15 protein-coding genes are annotated in these 19,155 nt (G+C 46.1%); 9 read left to right on the forward strand and 6 right to left on the reverse strand.

Annotated features, from left to right (window positions below; genetic code table 11):
- The 4 genes from AC1DRQ_RS00005 to AC1DRQ_RS00020 all read left to right on the forward strand — a co-directional run.
- Positions 1–204: hypothetical protein (locus AC1DRQ_RS00005; RefSeq protein WP_477421433.1), on the forward strand; the 204-nt coding region annotated here is incomplete at its 5' end.
- Entirely contained in the window at positions 179–1,072 is an 894-nt protein-coding gene (locus AC1DRQ_RS00010; RefSeq protein ID WP_477421435.1) for a glycosyltransferase family 9 protein, read from the forward strand. The genes AC1DRQ_RS00005 and AC1DRQ_RS00010, both read left to right, overlap by 26 nt.
- Before the next feature lie 115 nt (positions 1,073–1,187).
- Complete coding sequence (locus tag AC1DRQ_RS00015; protein ID WP_477421437.1) at positions 1,188–2,393, forward strand: alpha-mannosyltransferase; 1,206 nt, start codon at positions 1,188–1,190, stop codon at positions 2,391–2,393.
- Between the two features lie 205 nt (positions 2,394–2,598).
- On the forward strand, positions 2,599–3,327 hold the full coding sequence (locus AC1DRQ_RS00020; RefSeq protein WP_477421439.1) for a GntR family transcriptional regulator: 729 nt from the start codon (positions 2,599–2,601) through the stop codon (positions 3,325–3,327).
- A 1,137-nt stretch (positions 3,328–4,464) separates the two neighbouring features.
- Here AC1DRQ_RS00020 and AC1DRQ_RS00025 read toward each other — a convergent pair.
- Complete coding sequence (locus tag AC1DRQ_RS00025; protein ID WP_477421441.1) at positions 4,465–5,772, reverse strand: phage integrase SAM-like domain-containing protein; 1,308 nt, start codon at positions 5,770–5,772, stop codon at positions 4,465–4,467.
- Between the two features lie 304 nt (positions 5,773–6,076).
- Positions 6,077–6,676 (reverse strand): hypothetical protein, encoded by a 600-nt coding sequence (locus AC1DRQ_RS00030; protein ID WP_477421443.1) that lies wholly within the window; start codon positions 6,674–6,676, stop codon positions 6,077–6,079.
- Between the two features lie 617 nt (positions 6,677–7,293).
- Here AC1DRQ_RS00030 and AC1DRQ_RS00035 point away from each other — a divergent pair.
- From AC1DRQ_RS00035 to AC1DRQ_RS00050, 4 genes are all read left to right on the forward strand, one after another.
- Positions 7,294–7,602, forward strand: a complete 309-nt coding sequence (locus AC1DRQ_RS00035; RefSeq protein ID WP_477421445.1) for a hypothetical protein — start codon at positions 7,294–7,296, stop codon at positions 7,600–7,602.
- Between the two features lie 79 nt (positions 7,603–7,681).
- The gene (locus AC1DRQ_RS00040) at positions 7,682–8,701 is read left to right on the forward strand and encodes a TlpA family protein disulfide reductase (RefSeq protein WP_477421447.1); all 1,020 of its coding nucleotides are present in this window, start codon (positions 7,682–7,684) and stop codon (positions 8,699–8,701) included.
- A 24-nt stretch (positions 8,702–8,725) separates the two neighbouring features.
- The gene (locus AC1DRQ_RS00045; RefSeq protein ID WP_477421449.1) at positions 8,726–11,959 is read left to right on the forward strand and encodes a SusC/RagA family TonB-linked outer membrane protein; all 3,234 of its coding nucleotides are present in this window, start codon (positions 8,726–8,728) and stop codon (positions 11,957–11,959) included.
- A 19-nt stretch (positions 11,960–11,978) separates the two neighbouring features.
- Entirely contained in the window at positions 11,979–13,334 is a 1,356-nt protein-coding gene (locus AC1DRQ_RS00050) for a RagB/SusD family nutrient uptake outer membrane protein (protein ID WP_477421451.1), read from the forward strand.
- A 36-nt stretch (positions 13,335–13,370) separates the two neighbouring features.
- On the opposite strand, the gene AC1DRQ_RS00055 is transcribed toward AC1DRQ_RS00050, so the two are convergent.
- On the reverse strand, positions 13,371–13,655 hold the full coding sequence (locus tag AC1DRQ_RS00055; RefSeq protein ID WP_477421453.1) for a DUF6520 family protein: 285 nt from the start codon (positions 13,653–13,655) through the stop codon (positions 13,371–13,373).
- 102 nt (positions 13,656–13,757) lie between these two features.
- Positions 13,758–14,180, reverse strand: a complete 423-nt coding sequence (locus tag AC1DRQ_RS00060; protein WP_477421454.1) for a MauE/DoxX family redox-associated membrane protein — start codon at positions 14,178–14,180, stop codon at positions 13,758–13,760.
- 89 nt (positions 14,181–14,269) lie between these two features.
- On the opposite strand from AC1DRQ_RS00060, the gene AC1DRQ_RS00065 reads away from it, so the two are divergent.
- Positions 14,270–17,293, forward strand: a complete 3,024-nt coding sequence (locus AC1DRQ_RS00065) for a thiopeptide-type bacteriocin biosynthesis protein (protein ID WP_477421456.1) — start codon at positions 14,270–14,272, stop codon at positions 17,291–17,293.
- Here the strand turns inward: AC1DRQ_RS00065 and AC1DRQ_RS00070 are convergent.
- Both AC1DRQ_RS00070 and AC1DRQ_RS00075 read right to left on the reverse strand, forming a co-directional pair.
- Positions 17,290–18,036, reverse strand: a complete 747-nt coding sequence (locus AC1DRQ_RS00070; RefSeq protein WP_477421458.1) for a LytR/AlgR family response regulator transcription factor — start codon at positions 18,034–18,036, stop codon at positions 17,290–17,292. The two genes, AC1DRQ_RS00065 and AC1DRQ_RS00070, sit on opposite strands and share 4 nt — an antisense overlap.
- The gene (locus AC1DRQ_RS00075) at positions 18,033–18,845 is read right to left on the reverse strand and encodes a sensor histidine kinase (protein WP_477421460.1); all 813 of its coding nucleotides are present in this window, start codon (positions 18,843–18,845) and stop codon (positions 18,033–18,035) included. The genes AC1DRQ_RS00070 and AC1DRQ_RS00075 overlap by 4 nt, the downstream gene beginning before the upstream one ends.
- Between the last annotated feature and the right edge of the window lie 310 nt (positions 18,846–19,155).

The following is a 19,155-nucleotide window of genomic DNA, read 5'->3' on the forward strand; positions in this document are numbered from 1 at the left end:
CAGGAAAAAGTTTCTGAATATGCAAGCAAATTACAGGTAATCACAAATGCCCTTAATTTGGAAATGGAAAAAGAAATCCGCAAAAGGGACCTTCGGCAGCTGGATTTCCTCTATAAAGAAAAAGCGGTCTATGAATTTGCCTATAAAGAATTAAAAACAATACAATCAAATTTCGAATATGATGAAAACCTCCAAAGTATTTAAAATAGTATCGTCTGGAGGGCTGGGCGATGCTTTATTAACTACGCCCGTGTTTAGATCTATAAAATTAAAGCATCCAGAAAGTAAAATAGTTGTCTATTGCGTAAATCAAGGACACTACGATATTTATTCAAACAATCCATTTATTGATAAATTGAAAATAATTTCATTCTGGACATTACCGCTAGACATGACTTTGCATTTTTTTCGACCTCATATAGCGCTCAAGAAATATCATGTAAATAACTATGGTTCATGTGTTCCAAGCAAAGGGTATGCTATACATTCGTCAGCAATGATTGCTGAATTGATAGGGGTGGAATTAGCTGAGCAGAGGCTTGAAATTTATCTAAAGAAAGAGGAAGAAACTAGAGCTTTAAAATTATTAAGTAAGTATAGTAACCCCATAATAATTAATATTACTTCTCAGACCTCGGCAAATCAACATTGGCCGGTAGAAAATTGGGAAGAATTAATTCGGACAATGCCAGAATATACTTTCATTCAATTAGGCTTGAAAACGGAAAAAAAAATCAATGGGGCGATCGATATGCGAGGGGAAACTACGTTAAGGGAATCAATTGCTATCTTAAAATATGCAAAAAGTTTTCTTGGTGTGGTTTCATTTATGGCACATGCAACTAATACAGTTGACCTGCCTGGCGTCGTGTTGTACGGTCCATCGACCCCCCAGATCTGGGGGCACAAGAATAATATCAATCTTTATAAAAATCTACAATGCGCACCTTGTATTGATGTGCTTTTAAAAAGTAAGTGCCCATACGGTTGTATTTGTATGAAAGAAATATCTGTTGCTGAAGTGAAAGATTCCTTATTAAAACAGATGAGTATTGATATGCGTAAATCGTAATTTAAATAGGGTTGAACGTTGCGTCTAACATGCCGTCCAATCCGACAAGTTTAAGAAATGTTCCTGTGTCGAGACTCATCAGCCGACATAATATAAAGCAAAAACAATATTATTTATGGGAGAGAAAATCACCAAACCGGTAATTCAGCGATTTACCGGAAACTTTGTAAGGGAGAATAATTTTCGGCTTAGCCGGAAAGAAATATCAAATTTAAAAAACGAATGGAAGGAATTTGTCCATAACATACCTGCGTATCCGAATGATTTTTTTGGAAAAGGTATTGTTATGTGCGCGGGCGGGTTTTTGTATATACCCTGTGCATGGGTAAGTATCGCGATGCTAAGGAAACTGGGATGTAACTTGCCAATTGAGTTATGGTATGAGGGAAATGAAATAAACTCTTCAATGATTCAAAAATTTCAAGATTTCAATGTGACTTGTATTAATTGTAACGATTATTCTAAAGCACCGCTTAAAGGTTATGTAATGAAGCCTTTTGCTATTCTACATAGTTCATTCAAAGAAGTCCTGTTTCTTGATGCAGACAATAACTGTGTCAGAGATCCGAGTTATTTATTTGATTGTAATGAGTATATAAAGCATGGAACTATCTTCTGGCCGGATGCATGGACCACAGCAAAAAGTAATATGATCTGGAAAGTCGTAAACTCAACCGCCTACGATACTATTGAACAGGAAAGCGGGCAATTACTTATCAACAAGGAAAAATGCTGGAAGGAGCTTAATTTGAGTATGCATTTTAATGTTAATCATCAGATTTATTATAAAATGCTATTGGGAGATAAGGATACTTTCAAATTTGCATGGTTAGCATTAAAAAGTACGTATTACATGATTCCCAAACCAGTAGGCAGCTGCGGATACATGAATGCTAATAATGAATTTTACGGTTTTACTATGGTTCAGCATGATCCTGACGGTGAAATACTTTTTTTACATAGAAATCTTATGAAATGGTCACTCGTAAATGATGAAAAAGAGTTGTGGACTACAATTAAGCGTAGAAAAAGTGATGATGTAAGGTTTGCACCAAAAACCTTGCAAGCCGAAAACCTAAGATTCGGCATGGTGGATATCAGTGGAGATGTAGAAACTTGTTCGTTTGTTGATTTATTTGGCGATTATGAATCTACTTGTTTAGAAATTTTGAAGGATTTTCGCAGTTCAAAATCATATGCTCAGCTATTGCAGCATCTATTTATTGTCCAATACAGAAAGGATTTTATAAGTGATTTAACGCAACTTTTGAATGCGGCCAAAGACGTAGTTTCAATCCCTGTTTTTCCTTTACCACAATAAGTATAATCCATCGCTTTTCGTCTTCTATCTGAGTTCAGTTTGAACATCTCAAGAGGATGGCTGTGTTTAGGATGGCTCTGAAAACTAAAGTTGGTTGTAGAGGAATACAGCTATTCATTAATAAACGTATTGAAAACGGCTACAAAAACTGGTGAAAGTTGTAGTCATCATAGCTTATTACTAACTATAAAACTCATCATAAAACATGAAACTTGCTATAAATCGTAAAAGTAACATACCACTACATGTGCAAACCGAGAACTTGTTAAGGGCTTTGATCACCGAACAAGAATACAAAGACGGGAAGATCTTTCCAAATGAATTACATCTGGCTGCCAAGCTCGGTGTTTCCCGTGCTACCGTGAGATTGGCTATAAGCAAATTAGTATCTGAAGGGCTGATAGTTCGAAAGAAGAGGTATGGAACAAAAGTTGCAAATCTGCCTTTTAGTTCCAAATCAACTAATTGGCATAGTTTTTCACAGGAGATGATCATGCAAGGATTACCCGTCCAAAACTTCGAATTCCATGTGTGCTGGGAATTTCCGGACAAGGCTCTATGCTGTTTTTTTGAAATAAATGCCGACCGGGAAATCTTAAAAATGGAAAGGGTTAGAGGAACGAATGACGAGCCTATAGTTTATTTTGCGTCTTACTTTCATCCACGCGTTGGCCTTACAGGGGAAGAGGATTTTAGAAGCCCTTTATATGAATTGCTAGAAAAAGAATATTCCGTAATTCCCAGTTTATCAAAAGATGAAATTAGTGCCAAGGCCGCAGATTCCTTTATTGCGCAAAAGCTAGGAGTTGAGGAGGGGAGTCCCATTTTATTCAGGAAAAGGTTTATTTTTGACCAGGGACAAAGGCCTATTGAATATAATATTGGATATTACAAATCAGATGCATTTATCTATTCAATAGAAACCTCCAGATAATCTGTTTACATTGAATAGTTTAAAGTTGATCCTACTCATCCGGGATAATTATGTGGAATTATTGGCAAGAACAATCTTAGCATTTAATGAAGAAGGACTTTGATACTTAAAGATTAAGTCTTTTTAATTTAATAAAATTTAATGTTAAAGAACCGCAATCTGTTTGCATTTCTTAGATTCTGTAACGTCTTATTTTGCATTCGATGCCAATAGAGCCAAAACGGCTGCTTACACATCATCGACAATACTCCAATCTTTCTCAATGTAAATATCCGTTGTCTTACGCATACTATCAATATGATTTAACGTCAGACCCCCATTGTCCTTGCTCATCCCTTGTAACGAGCCAAACTGGTGAAGCTATGCCTTGCCTAATAGAAAAGTAATAGGGGCTATTTCAACGCACTTGCAGATAGTTTTCAATCCTTTAATGTCCTCTATAAGATAAAAGCATAGATAAAGACCGATGCTACTGCCGCCGGCAAGAAACAATAGTTTGATGAAAGAGGCGAAAGGGTAAGAATAAGCACATATGAACAAATCACAGTTCGAAAACACCAGCTACAACACCGCACTATGGAAATTAATAAAGGAACAAAAGAATAACACCAATGCCCGGTAAATTAAAGTTTAATCTAAGTTTAATTTTAATGTAATAGATATTATAGCGTTTTGCAAAGTCTTTAGAGCCATACTACTATGATTAATATGGCTGTAAATCTAGATAAGCAGATATAGATTTTGAAAAATCAACATATCGAACCAATACTTCATAATGATAAATATCATTATTATATTGATCAGATTAAAAAATGATACAACGATTGTCTTTTGCGCTAGAAATTACAATCTGAACGCCTTTGTTCAAGAAAAACACAAACCCACCCTTAAATAAATGATTACGTAAGTCGAGTCTGTGCGTTATATTTGAATTAATGTGTCTTGAAATCGACTTTGAATAAATGCGTCATATTCTGTTTTTTTTGGCAACATAAACGATAAATAAGGCCCAAATACCAAATCCCACTAAAAACGCTGGTAACTTATTCTGCGCGGCGGTTGCATACAAGAATGCGCCGGTTCCGATTATAGACGTCAAGAATAATAAAATGAATGTTCTCATAATAAAATTGTCTTTTATGCGCTTACCAGGCGCATGGTTTTACGTCGTTCTGCGGGATTAGTCAGAGTGTTTACCTTGAACTCATCCTGTTCCCGTAATAGCAACAGAACCCGTGATTGTACTTCATCAACGATACTCCAGTCTTTCTCAATATAAATATCAGTAGTCTTGTTTCCCTGATCCACATGATTAAGGGCCAAAGCCACATCATCTTTACTCATTCGACATTTGTTGCGCGCAAGATTGGCAAAGCTGTGTCGTGCCCAGTAATAAGTTATCCCGGTAAGCCCCGTCTTTTTATTAATGATGACCATCCCTTCCTTAATGGCCCTGTCTAAACCATGGGAACTACAATATCGTGTATGAAGTTTACCAAGATATTTGTCTAAGAGTTGTTTCGCTTCTTTTATAAGCTTAATGCTGATAAAGGCCCTGTCTTTTCTTCTCAAAGTTTTTTTCCTGTTATATTCCACCCTTCCTTTTTTGATATTATCAGTGCTTAAATGATAAAAGTCAATGGCGTTTGTGCCGCATAGGTAAAACGATAGCATGAAAAGATCACGGGCCAATTCTGCCCGGCTTCCCGGTTCAACCTTACAATCCCTAATGAGCTTTATTCTTTCGACATCTAAATTTCGTTTCCTCGTCTCAGGGACGTCCACGATCTTATAGTTGTCGAATGGACAATATGAAATCCGTATTTCTCCGATCTGTGGTTTGTTGAAATATTTCATAGCCGCCTTAAAGAGGATACGCAGGTCACGGAAATGGTTGTGTACCGCACCGTCGGTCATTCCCTTTACAATTCGCGTGCGTATTTTGCCCTGGTTCATTCGTTTTATTTCTCGTCTCGCACGTAAATGCTTTTCATAGGAAGCAAGCATCCACTCATTAATCTCCAGTGGGGAGATGAATGGTTGATTGAAATAGTCTCTGAGACTATACAGTACTGTTTTCAATGTCCCGGCTGATCCCTTTCGCTTTTCTTTTTCTAATCCTGCGATGTGATCCTGACAGAATTTAAAAAAATCCATCGGTTCGTCCTTGTCCCTTAAATGATTTCTTAAAGTTTCCGCACTAAAGAGTTCGAGTTTAGGTCCCAGATTGCTGATCGTTACTCGGTAATCATCGAGTGTCTTATTAAGTATCTGTTTTAAAATCGCATCCTTGAGGGTGCATTTGGCGGTGAGCTGTTTGTCAACAACAAAATGTGGAGTGTCGATATATTTTTTCTCCCCTTTGTGTGCAACCCTGATTTTTACATTGTAAGTTCCGTCTGCTTTTTTGTGGTGTTTGTGGATTTTAATACCTACAGTAGCCATGACATAATCTGTTTTGGCAAAAGAGGTCAAATAGTTTTGTGCCCTATTTGTGCCCTTTTTTCGCGGGGTTAAACAAAAAATTATGTAAAAGCTATCGGAACGGATCGTTCCTGACAGTCCGTATTAGCCTTTGAAAACTGCCCAAACATACAAAAAAAGGCCCTTTTCGCTATGAAAAAGACCTTTTTTGATTTTGTGGTATCAGCTGGGATCGAACCAGCGACACAAGGATTTTCAGTCCTTATTTCTAACTAAGATATTTTATATTGCAATGTTATTGTAGAATTTTTCGATGGGAGCATTGTTAAAGATCCAAACCGTCGCTTGAAATATCATTTTTGAAAAACACATCAACCACTCTTTTTCCAAATTTGCCGTTTTTAAGTTTTATTGGTCTATTTACTTTCGATAATTTACCACAGGTTACTAGATAATTTAGGATTTTTGAAAGCTGATCACTATTATATTGATGTAAAGAGGAGTATTCGTTTATCCTTTGTTTAGCTTCATTCAGGTAAATAGGACGATTGAAGATTGTTGATTCATTAATAATGTTTTCGACGTGCTTAGATTTCTTTCGAATAGATAATGTACTTCGAAAATATTCAGGGTTGTTTTTATGGTTAAGCTTAAAATTATTCAATTCTAGTACCTTATTGAAATTAGTTGGAAGCTTGAATGTTAAATTAAATATTTTCTCACCGGTGAATCCTAGTTTTTTACCAATAGCTTTAGCTGTTTCTTCGGAAAGGCTTCGCGTGCCATTTGAAATAGCATAGTAATGACTTTCGCTTCCTCCTATATATTGGGTAAAGCCAGATATGGTTAAATCAGTGGCAATAAGAAGTGCTTTAAATCGATTTTTAATTGACTCCTTGTATAATGCATTTTGTAAACCATCCATCCCATAAAGAGAGCAAAGAGTTTACGCTAAAAATTATTCAATAATTTTGGTAGTTTAAATTTATTCAGTATATTTACTTTATTAGTTAGTAGTTTATATTAACACAAATAAATTAGTATAAAAGAGTCTTGCGGTTACAAATCTGACGCCGTTAACGTAGGACAGCAGAATATCCCATAATCTATGGTAGGTATGTTATATTTGCATGCCGAGATAGGTTTGGGGTCTGCTGTAATTCCATGTTAACGTAAGGCGTCAGAAACTTTAATGTAACCATGGTTGGCAGACCCCAAATTTATGTTGGGCTCCTTCCTTGAAGACTCGTATAGAATACGGGTATGAACAAAATAGCAAGTGAAAAAAATAATTCAGTCGTTATATTTTTTATAAGCCATGTCATTGGTTTTGTACCTACTTATTATGCTACTTTTTTTTCCTCAAAATTCCTTTATCGTAACATCATCAAATCTCCCACATAAATCGTGAAAACGGCAATGCCATCAGTTAATAGTTAAGGGATTGCCGTTTGATTCCTTTTATTGTTTGTTTTCATTGATCTTTTGCTGTAGCCGGCTAACTGCCGCAGCTATAGCCTGGATTTAAATTGCTTTGATTTTATGGCTGCTATTGTTATTGATTTGAAAGATTTCGGGGTACGGGAACCCGCCCAGATCGTCCGGGTGTTTTTTACCTTATATAGCTCAGGCCCGGTCAGATTATTATTATGGCAGGTATTCAGCAAATACGCGACAAACGATGAAAAAGGAATAGCTGCTCTGGATAAAGAAGAAGCCCTGGTCGCGGCCTTGTTTGATCACCTGATCGACCTGGTGGAAGCGATCGGGAAATTGAGAAAGGAACCTGGTTCGGGACCATGTGTCGTTTGCGGCAGATCCGGAGAACCGGAGCATCATCCGGCAGGTTAACCGCTTGATGTTTATTATCGATTTATCACATCCGGGTAAGCAACTAACCAACCCGATTTTTAACATTTAATCTTCAAAAATGAAGCTAAAAATATGCTTCCTGGCTTTGCTTTGCCTTTTTTTAAAGGTGGCGGCACAGGAAAATATAACTACCGGCAGTGCCGGGTTAAAGGTCGGGGACCACGTTCCCGATCTCCAGTTGAGCCACCTGGTCAATTATAGAGGGCATACACACGCCCGGATCTCTGATTTCAAAGGCAAACTGTTGATCCTGGATTTCTGGTCCACCTATTGCGGAGGTTGCATCACCGCTATGCCCCGGCTGGACTCCATCCAGCAGCAGTTTCCAGGCAGGGTGGTGATCCTCCCCGTATCCGCCGAGAAAAACGAACGCGTGATAGCGTTCTGGAAAAACAATCCCCTGCTGCGTGATCTCAGCCTGCCCTCCGTGGTGGAGGACAAGGAACTGCAGGCCTTATTCCCGCACAGGCTCCTGCCGCACGATGTATGGATCGGCGGAAATGGGGTAGTGCTTGGTGAAACCGAAGCGGCCGCCGTCAACCCGGAGCAGATCAAAGCCGTGCTATCCGGGAAAGGCCTAAAGGCCAGAACCAAGCAGGACGTCATGGACTATGACCGGGAGCGGCCCTTGCTCATAGGCAATAACGGCGGCAAAGAAGATGCCTTCCGGTATCGCTCCGTTATTACCGGTTACCTCGAAGGTCTTCCAGGTAGCCAGCAGGCCGTGACAGACACGGTCAGCAAGCAGATCCGGGTCCGGGCCACCAATGTAACGCCGCGCTTGCTGTACGCGCTCGTCTATAAAGAACTCGAATCACTGCCGGACACCGGTATCCAGGGTAACGCCCGCGAAACTATCCAATATCGCCCCAAAAGAACCGCCGTACGGGATATCGCCAGGCTGTACTGCTATGAGCTTATCCTGCCCGGGCGCTCGGCGGCCTTGGTCAGGCGAAGTATTAAACAGGATCTTGACCGCTTTTTCGGCCTGGAGACCCGTTGGGACCCTGATAAAAAAGTATTTACGGTAACACGTCCCGAAAGCAGCCCGGACGATGAGCGCGACTTTACCTTATAGCCATTAACAACCTGAATTTTAAACATGAAACATTTTTATCGTACCGTTTTATTGACCTGTGCCCTGTCCTGGCTTTGCGGAACCTGTATGGCGGCGGCGCAATCAGGCCTTCGTGCCCCTGAAATCTCGGGTATGGTGGCTGGCAGTAAGGGGCAACCGCTTGAAGGCGTCAGGGTCCGCGTCAAAGGAAAAGAACAAAGTACCTTTACCCGGCGCGATGGGCATTTCCAGTTAAGCGCAGTGCCTGCAGATACCCTTGAATTCTATAAGCCGGGCTTTATGCCCGTCATCGCCATCGTCGGCGGCAATACCTTTTTCCAGATCACCCTGATGCCCGATGCACAGCAGCTGCAGGAGGTCAGCGTGGTATCCACCGGCTACCAGACCCTGCGGCGGGAGAGCGCCACGGGGTCCTTTGAAAAGGTCGGTAGCGCGTTGTATAACCGCTCGGTCGGTACCGACGTGCTGGGCCGCCTGGACGGCGTGAGTACGATCCTGTTTGATCGCAGGACAGGGCAGCAAAATACCCCGGTTATCCGGGGCAAAAGCACCCTGTTCGGCAACGCGCAGCCGCTGGTTGTCCTGGATAACTTTCCCTATAACGGCGACCTCAATAATATCAACCCCAATGATGTGGAAAGCGTGACCATCCTGAAAGATGCTGCCGCCGCCTCCATTTGGGGCGTCCGGGCCAGTAACGGCGTGATCGTGATCACCACCAAAAAAGGCGGGCGCAATAAACCGCTTTCCGTCAGCTTCAACGCCAATGTCACTGTCGCAGATAAACCCGATGTGTTTTACCTGCCCAGGATGTCCTCCGCAGATTTTGTCGGCGTAGAGCGGACGCTTTTTGACCAGGGGTTTTATACTGATTATGAAAACGCCTATTCCCACCTTTCCCTTTCGCCGGTGGTTGAGTTATTAATCGCGCGACGGGACGGTCAGCTTATGCCCCGGCAGGCCGATGCCCAGATCAATGCGCTCGCGCAGCACGATGTCCGCAACGACCTCCGGCAGTTCTGGTACCGCAAGGCGGTCAGCCAGCAATATGCCCTGAACCTGAGCGGCGGATCCGATAAAAGCACTTATTTGTTTTCCGCGGGCTATGATCATAACCTGACCGCCCTGGACGGGCGCTTCGAGCGGCTGAACCTGCGTTCTGATCAAAGTTTTTACCTGCTGAAGAACCTGCAGCTGGATCTCGGGACCTATATCACCCACAGCCGGACCGTTACCGGCAGGGCCGACGCTGGCTCGCTGGTCAGCAGTGACGGCCGGCAGCTTTATCCCTATGCCAGCCTGGCGGACAACAAGGGCAATGCGCTCCCGATCAACCTGGATTACCGGGGATCGTTTATCGAAAGCGCCCGCGCCAATGGATTCCAGGACTGGAGTTACCGCCCGCTGAGCGATGATCAACACATCGATAACCACAGTAACCAGCTGGACCTGCTGTTCAACACCGCGCTAAAATATACCATCCTGCCGGGCCTTCAGGCCGAACTGCGCTATCAGCTGGAATCCGCGCAGACCCAGGGCACCCTGCTGTACGGTGCGGAAAGTTATTATGCGAGGAACCTGGTTAACCAGTACACCCAGGTAAACCCCGACGGAAGTCTGACCTTACCGGTGCCCGAAGGCGGTGTGTTGAAAACTACGGATACCCGGTTGCTGTCCAACGCTATCCGCGCCCAGCTCAATTATACCGGCGGCTGGGGAAGGCACCAATTCTCGGCACTGGCCGGTTATGAGTACCGCAACGACCAAACCCAAACCCGGGCTGGAGGGGATTATGGCTATAACGCCGATACCCAGTCCGGCCTGCCGGTCGATTACGTGACCAATTTCCCGCTTTCCAACTATTCCTATTTTTTCAGCAGCACCATACCGTACCTGAACAGTTACCAGACGATCCGGAACTATAACCTTTCCTATTTTACCAATGCCGCCTATAGCTTTGACAGGCGTTACAGCATATCCGCCAGCGCCCGCAAGGACGAGTCCAACATCTTTGGCGTGAACGCCAACCGGAAAGGGGTGCCCTTATATTCCTTTGGCGGCGCCTGGACAGCTTCCAACGAATCGTTCTTCCACGTTGGCTGGCTGCCCCTGCTTAAATTGCGTGCCAGCTTTGGCTACAGCGGCAATGTCGATAACACGCTGGCGGCGCAAACCACGATTACCTACGGCGGGCAGGACCCGATCGGCAAACAGCGCTACGCCTTTATCAACAACCCGCCCAATCCCGAGCTGGGCTGGGAAAAAACCAGAACCATCAACCTAGGACTTGATTTTACGCTGTTCCGGGACGTATTGTCCGGCTCGGTGGATTACTACCGGAAAAAAAGCAGCGACCTGATCGGTTTTCGCCCGCTCGACCAGACCACCGGCGTGCTCAACCCGGCGACCCTGCTGTTCCAGTACAAAGGCAACGTGGCCGAAATGGAAGGCAACGGCGTCGAAGTCAACCTGCATGCCAGTAACCTGCCTGGTCAGCTGAAATGGCAGACCGACTTGCTTTTCAACTATGCGGCAAGTAAAGTGACTACATATTACCAGTATGACGACCTGGCCTCACCCTACGTAGGCGACGGCCTGCAGGTTTCGCCGCTGGTGGGTAAGGCGCCCTTTGCTATCCTGACCTATCAATGGGCGGGCCTTGACGGGCAAACCGGCGATCCGCAGGGCTATGTTAACGGTCAGATCAGCAAAGATTATAATGCGATCCTGAGCAGCACCAAAATAGGCGACCTGCAATACAGCGGCTCGGCCGTACCGCAGGTGTACGGCAGCCTGCGCAATACTTTTTCCTTTAAAGGTGTGTCGCTTTCGGCGCTGATCAGCTATAAGTTCAGCTATTATTTCCTGCGGCGCAGCCTCTCCTATACCGCATTATTCAGTGGAAATGATACGGAAAGCGACGATTACGCCCAGCGCTGGCAAAAGCCGGGTGATGAAAAAACAACAAAGGTACCTTCACTCAGCTATCCGGCCAACAGCCAGCGCGACCAGTTCTATAACCAGTCTTCGGTCAACGTAGAAAAGGGGGACAATATCCGGCTGCAGGACCTTCGCCTGGCCTGGGACACGGATCGCGGCCACGGAAAGAAGCTGCCTTTCAAACACCTCCAGGTTTACCTGTATGCCAGTAACCTGGGGCTGCTCTGGAAGGCCACCAAAACAGCGCTGGACCCGGATTACCCGTACGCGATGCGGCCGCCGAAAACGATCGCGTTGGGTTTCAGCGGTAATTTTTAAACGCCATAAATAAACAAAGATGAACAAGAAAAGTATATATCTCCTTTGGCTCGCGGCCGCATTGACCGGCCCGCTGACCGGCTGCAAGAAGCAGCTGGACGTCAAGCCATCCTCAAGCCTGCAGGTCCCTGTTTCCGCCGCCGATTTCCAGGCGTTGATGGATAATACCTCCAAATTCAACGTTTTCGGCCCCTTTGCCGGAACGGCTGGCGCCGACGACGGCTTTGTCACGGACGCGACCTGGAACGCGGCCCGCCTGACCGTCCGGAATGCGTATATCTGGGACAGGAACGTATTTAATGACAACCCGACAAATGACTGGTCGTTTGCCTACGCCAATATTTTTACCGACAACGTGGTGCTGGAAGGCGTGGCTAAATACGGAAACAATACTTCCGATTGGCGAAATATCAAAGGACAGGCGGTGTTTTTCAGGGGATATGCCTATTGGCAATTGGCCCAGGAGTTCTGCAAGGCCTACGACGAACAAACCGCCGGAAGTGATGCCGGGCTGGTCCTGCGGGCCTCGTCCGACCCCAATAGCAAGTCCGCCCGCGCTACGGTCGGCCAGACTTACCAGCAGATCATCAGCGATCTTTCCGCAGCGGCGGCGTTCTTACCCGTTACCGTTGTTACCAAAACCCGTCCCGGGAGGGCAGCGGCCTATGCGGTGCTGGCGCGGGCCTGCCTTTCCATGCGCCTTTATGATAAGGCCGGCTTGTTTGCGGATTCCTGTTTGCGGCTCAACAGCACCCTGTTGGATTATAACCAGCTGGCTAATGCGGCAGGCGCACCCTTTTCGCGTTTTAACGATGAGGTGATCCTGCATACGACCATTAATCCGGAACCGATGCTCACCGGCGCGCGCTACCTGATCGATACCGCCTTGTATGCGTCTTACGCTTCCGATGACCTGCGGAAACTGTTGTTTTTTACACCGCTCAAGGGTACCCACTACATGAATTTCAAGGGAAGCTATGACGGCAGCACCACCCGGCTTTTCAATGGTCCGGCTACAGATGAGCTATACCTGATCAGGGCAGAGTGCTATGCCCGGTCGGGCAAGATTACGCTGGCGCTGGAAGATCTGAACACGCTGCGAAAAAAAAGGTACAGCGAGGCCTCGTACCGGCCGCTGACGGGTAACGACCCGACAATTGTATTACAATGGACATTAACAGAAAGGCGGAAGGAACTGATTTTAAGGGGGCAACGCTGGACAGACCTGCGCCGGTTGAACCGGGAGCCCGCATGGGCCAAAACGCTGGTTAAAGTGATCGGCGGGAAACGTTATGAACTGGCGCCGGATGATCCCGGGTACGTCTGGCCCCTTCCGCAGGCCGTGATCAGCGATACGGGTATTGGGCAGAACTAAAACAGGAAGGCCCCATAAGGACCTTCCTGCGAGCGGTTAAGGTTCCAGCTCAATCCGGGTAACATGCGCGAGATCCGGCTGGTTAGGATTGGTCGCGCTGGGCTGGGCTAAAACCGCGCAGCGATCTCCGGTTCCGGCACAGCCCGGATCAGCCGGGATCAGCGAATACTTACTGGGATCATTGGTCTGCGTCGGGCTGCCGTTAAACTGGTACCAGGAAGCAGTAAACGGTTTTGCCGGCTGATGCGCTTTGCTGGCAAATGCGCCGCCGATACCCAGGATGAAAGCCAGGGCGATGAACACCGATTTTGAATTTTTCATAATCGTTTGAACGCTTGTTTTGCTAAAAAGCGAACGAAAAACTTAAGGTAAGAAAATAGGCCTACTCTTTTCGCAGGTTTTCGGCTTCCCCTGTGGAGGTTATTAGGAGGTCAATAGTTTTGCTTTTTCGGTGACTAAAAGGGCCGCGATGGTCAGACCCGTAAAAAACAGGTTAAAGACCAGATGCGGCCCCCAGCCCATGCGCCCCAGGATGCCCCCGCAGGAGCAGGGTACATGCGGCCAAAAATGGAGCAGCCCGAGGCTGATATAAACAGTAAAGGTCACCAGCAGCCCAAGCGAAAGCATAAAGCCCGCCGCCCGTGTCCGCTCCAGGCAAAGGAGCAGGACGGTCATCAGCTCGGCTGCCGGCAGGCCGTAAAGCAGTAAGTCGGCCAGGTCATGCGGAAAAGGCTGCCGGTATAGCTCGGCACGAAATTCAGCGGGCGTAATCAGTTTGCTGGCGGCTGCATAAGTGAACAGGACGATGAGTAAAAACAGGGGGACGGTTTTAAACTGTGTTTTCATGATCAATGCTTTTGATGACACAAATAAAGGGTCCCCCGGAATGCAAAAACAGTATGAAAAGGGTAGTATACCCCATAATTGAATGTTAAATGGCTGATATTAAAGATTATAAATTTTTGCCTGCGCTGTTTTTAAGAGCGCCGCATTATAGTTTCACAGGGTATGACCTGAACAGGCTGCCCGCCGTGCTCCGGCAACAGGACTTTCTTAATGCCATATGGCTGGCGAGTCCCGGCTTTTACCGGGTCCTGGAAAAAAACAATTTCAGTTACGAGCGGCTGGCGCCCAGGCAGCAGCATACCCTGCTCAAGTATTATAACCGGATCTGCTTCCGGCCGACACCATTTGGAAGTTTCGCGTCTTTCAGTTTGCTGCAGTGGGGGGCAGGTGACCCCGTAAGGCTGCCGGCCGCGTCCGGCGGCACGCTGCACCTGTTGCCTGATCAGCAGCTGATGGAAAGGGTCAATCACCTTGCTCCCAGGGAATATTTCAACGACAGGCTGGTGGTTAATCCCTGCCTTTATCTTAGTCAGGACGTCTTTCGTTATGTTAAATCGGCAGTTCAGCCAGATGGCCGGTATACATTTACCCTGGAAGCTATGGAAGCGGCCGGTTTCAATGCGGGATTAGTTGCCATGATCGGTACCGGTGATATCAATGAGGAAAGTGCCCTGGCGTGGATCTGCCGGCACGGGGAGTGCACATTAGCAGACGCACAGGATTATCTGGCGTTTTTAATTCAGGAACAAGTGTTGTTGACCAGCCGCGCCGGTAATGTTATCCGCTCAGATCACCGGAACGGTATAAGCACACCATTTGCGGAGTGGCGGCAATACTGGGACAGGCACGAGGCGTGCAGCCTGACAAATCTTTTTCCCCTGACTGATGCCTCGGCGGAACTGGCCGGCATGCTGCCACCGGCATATACGGCAGGTCTTTCCCAATTCTTTTATGCGGCGGTAGAAAAAAGGGTGGAGTCAGGCGGGCCGGCAGTGACCGATCAGGACAAGCTTCTGGGGGCCGTGGAGGTGTTGTCCCTGTTAAGTTCCGTGCAGCAGCCGGAAGACCTGGCTGCTTTTATCAGCGAGTTTACCGCACGCTATGATCAGGAAAAAATCCCCTTGTTACTGGCGCTGGATACCGATACGGGTATCACTTATGGGAATTTGCTGGCACCTGAGCCGGATAACGACCCATTCCATAGCATCAGCTTTCCTGAAGACATCAGGCCCGGCACGCTCCTGGAATGGAGCCCGGTTCACCAGTTGCTCTTTCGGCGCTGGATGGGGGACAGTCTCCGCGACCCCTGGTCGCCGCTGGTTATTAGGGAAGAGGATATCAATGAACTTAAAAACAAATCTATGACCGGGCAGACGCTTGCGCAGACCCAGGCCCTGATGTACCGCAACACCGGCGAACATCTGTTGATGGAGTATGCAGGAGGCGTGACCGCCACTGCGCTGATCGGCCGTTTTTCCTGCTTTAGTGAAGCGGTGCATCACTTGAGCAGGGAATTGGCGGTTACGGAAGCTGCCGCAAATCCCGACGTGGTGTTTGCGGATATCGGTCAGCTGTCGGACACCCATACCGATAACATCAACCGCCGGAAGCCGGTCTATGACTACGAGATTCCTGTCAATGTGGTTTCTGTTCAGCCGGTGGCCATGCAGATACCGCCGGCTGATCTCCTCGTTTCTGTACAAAACGGTGAACTGATCCTGGAATCGATCCGGCTGGGCAAACGCGTGATTCCACGGCTGGCTACCGCCTATAATTTCCGGCATCACGCCCTGCCTGTATTCCGTTTATTAGGTGACCTGCAATATCAGAGCATAAATACTTTATTTTCATTCGATCTGGAAGTTTATTTTCCGGAAATAGCTTATTATCCCAGGGTTTGCACCCGTGAGGTGGTGATCAGCCTGGCCAGGTGGACGTTTACAGCTACAGAGCTCGATATGCTTTTTACCGTCAGCCAGGCAGAGGCATTGTTATTGCTGAACGAGTTCAGGCGTTTCCACCACCTGCCACGACATATCAGTCTGGGGGCAACCGACCAGCAGCTGGTATTTGACCTGGCGGTGGCCGCTGAAGCCACCTTTTTCCTGGAATGTATCCGGGGATTGAAAAAGGTGATCATCAGGGAATACCTGTACCCGGACCGATCCGTCATGTCGGGAAACAAGCCGCTGGCCGGACAATTCATTGCCTTTCTCTCGCACCCGGATCAAATTTACAACGGGATTCGTCATCAAAATATGAATATGCCGGCCGATATACCCCGCCGGTTCATGGCCGGTAGCGACTGGCTGTACCTCAAGGTTTTTTGTTCGTCAAGGGTGGCTGATATTATATTAACGAAAGTATTCCTCCCATTGCTGAAGGATTATGGGGGCTGGATCAAAAAATGGTTCTTTATCCGCTATACGCAAGGCGGGTATCACCTGCGGGTAAGGCTATATGCCGAAGAGACAGACCTGGCGAAGATCTTGCCGGAACTCCACAAAAGGATGTCAGCGGGCGGATACGATAAAATGATCAGAAATTTCCAGGTAGATACCTACGAGCGGGAAATGGAAAGATACAGTGCCTTACTCATCGCTGATGTAGAGGACCTTTTCCACTGCGGCAGCGAACTGGCTGCCTGGTATGTGCAGGAGGTTGCGGCCGGAACAATGGCCCGGGATAATTTTCAATTTGGTTTGTTCACCGCCGAAAGGATGATTCATGCCTTTTTTAACGGGGTGGAAGGGGAGATGCTGGGTTTTACCAGGGACGTGAGCGCAGGTTTTTTGAATGAGTTTAAGGCTGATAAAAAACTCAGGGTAGCACTCGATCAGCAGTACCGCCAATGGAGGCCGGTCATGGCAACCTTATGGAGTGACATCGAAGAGCCGCAGCTAATGGAACTCATGCTCGGAAAAGTCCGCAACCTGGCGAAGTTAACCCGGGAATATCCCATTACGGAGAAGATCGCCTTGCTGGCGGATGCCGTGCATATGCAGCTTAACCGGACTTTTACCGTTCAGCATCGTCAGCAGGAAATGTTAGTCTATTATTATCTGGACAAGTACCTGACTTCCCGCATTGCCCGGAGGATAATAAAAGCTTAGTCTTTATCCGGCTGGGCTTCCCGTTTGCTGACCAGTATGGTGTCCCGGAATTTGAGGCGAAATCCCTGCCGGAATGTGGCACCCACCGGCAGGGATAATTGTTCGGAAAGCCTCACCTGGCTGTACTCCAGTGATTGAATACATCGGTGGCTGACGATAAAGGACTGATGGATCCGGGAAAAATCTTCCTCCGGTAAATGGTTTAATATCTCAGCCAGCGTCAGGTAGGCGGCTATTTTTTCTTTATCGGTATGGATATAAATGTAATTTCCGATATTCTCGATATAGCGAATTTCAGCAAGGGTAACCTGGGTGAATTTCCCTTTGATGCCGCTTTTGACAAAAAAATACGGAGCGTATGCCGGGTCGCTGTTTTTTGGAACAGCTAACGTTTTCCGGACTTTAACGACGCTTTTAAGAAACCGCTCATAAGTAACCGGTTTCAATAGGTAATCCGCCGCATCTTTCTCATAAGCCTCCGGCGCATGTTCCCGGAATGCCGTGGTGAAAATGATCCTGGTGACAGCACTTAAAAGGTCCGCGACCTCGAGGCCGTTCAGTTTCGGCATGTCAATGTCGAGAAAGGTGATTGCGGGAGGCTGGCCGCTGGTGATTTCCGCTATACCCAGAAGCGGGTTTGTCGCAGTACCCGATAACTCCAGGTCCGGTGTATTTTCGATATACCTGGTCAGAACGTCGATGGCGTGTCGTTCGTCATCAATGATATAACAGCTGAGGCTCATAAATTTAAAGTTAAGGATAATTCAAATAAATTGCCGGTATCGCGAATATCCAGTTGATAGTTTTCCGGATATACGGAATCCAGCCGGATCCGGATATTCTGCAAACCCAGGTGCTGACCACGCTGGTTTCCGTTCTTTGATTTTTTTAAATTGCTACTGCTATAGGTCAACTTACGCTGATCGTCGACGGTCAATCGTATAGTAGCCGGTTGGGTTTCTTCCAGGAGGTTGCCGTGTTTAAAGACATTTTCAGTCAGTGTGAGCAGGATAAGCGGAATAATCTTATAGCCGTGGAAGTTTCCTTCCATCGAAATATCGATATAAACCGGATCTTTAAAACGATAGCGGTTAATCTCCAGGAGGTTTTCGATCTGATCGGCTTCGTCCTCTAAAAGGACTTGTTCGTCGGAGGCGGTTCCCTTCAAACTGAAACGCATGATCTCGGATAACAGAAAAATGGACCGCGCCGCGTCTTCCGAGTAACGTTGAACGCTATTGTAAACGAAATTAAGGGTGTTGAACAGCATGTGCGGACTCAGTTGCTGCTGGAGGTAAGCATTTTTTGACTTAGTGAGCAGGTTTTCCAGTTCCGCTTTTTCTTTCTCAATAATTAATTTCTGCCTTTCGGCGGCCGATGCTTGTCTGCGAAAATGCCCGATATGACCGGCTGACCAGTAAAATGTGGCAAGGACCGCAAAATACAGCCCTCTGTATATATTCCTTTGAAAAAATCCTTGAAAATAAATCAGTGAACTTTTACCTGCAATACTTTCACTATCTAAAATGAAATCAGCGAGCCCCTTAACCAATAAATATAGAATAATTATGACTAAAATAAATAGGGGGCCGCTGATATATTTTATCCTTGGACCGTTGAAAGTGAACTTTAATATACTGACACAACTGTAAAAAAAGGCAATGTTGATTGGGTAATATATAAGATAGACGAATGGTTCTTCTATTTTTCCCTGTACGAAATAAACTATTCCCAATTCATAAGAAATAAATATTATCCAGCATATTATCGTAATGAAGGTTGTTTTACTATTAATAATTTTTAATACAGTTGTTATTGAATTCATACCTAAAATAGGTTTTTTACTTGCGAATTGCCGCTAA

It is taken from the genome of Mucilaginibacter sp. P4_E8, assembly GCF_056401495.1.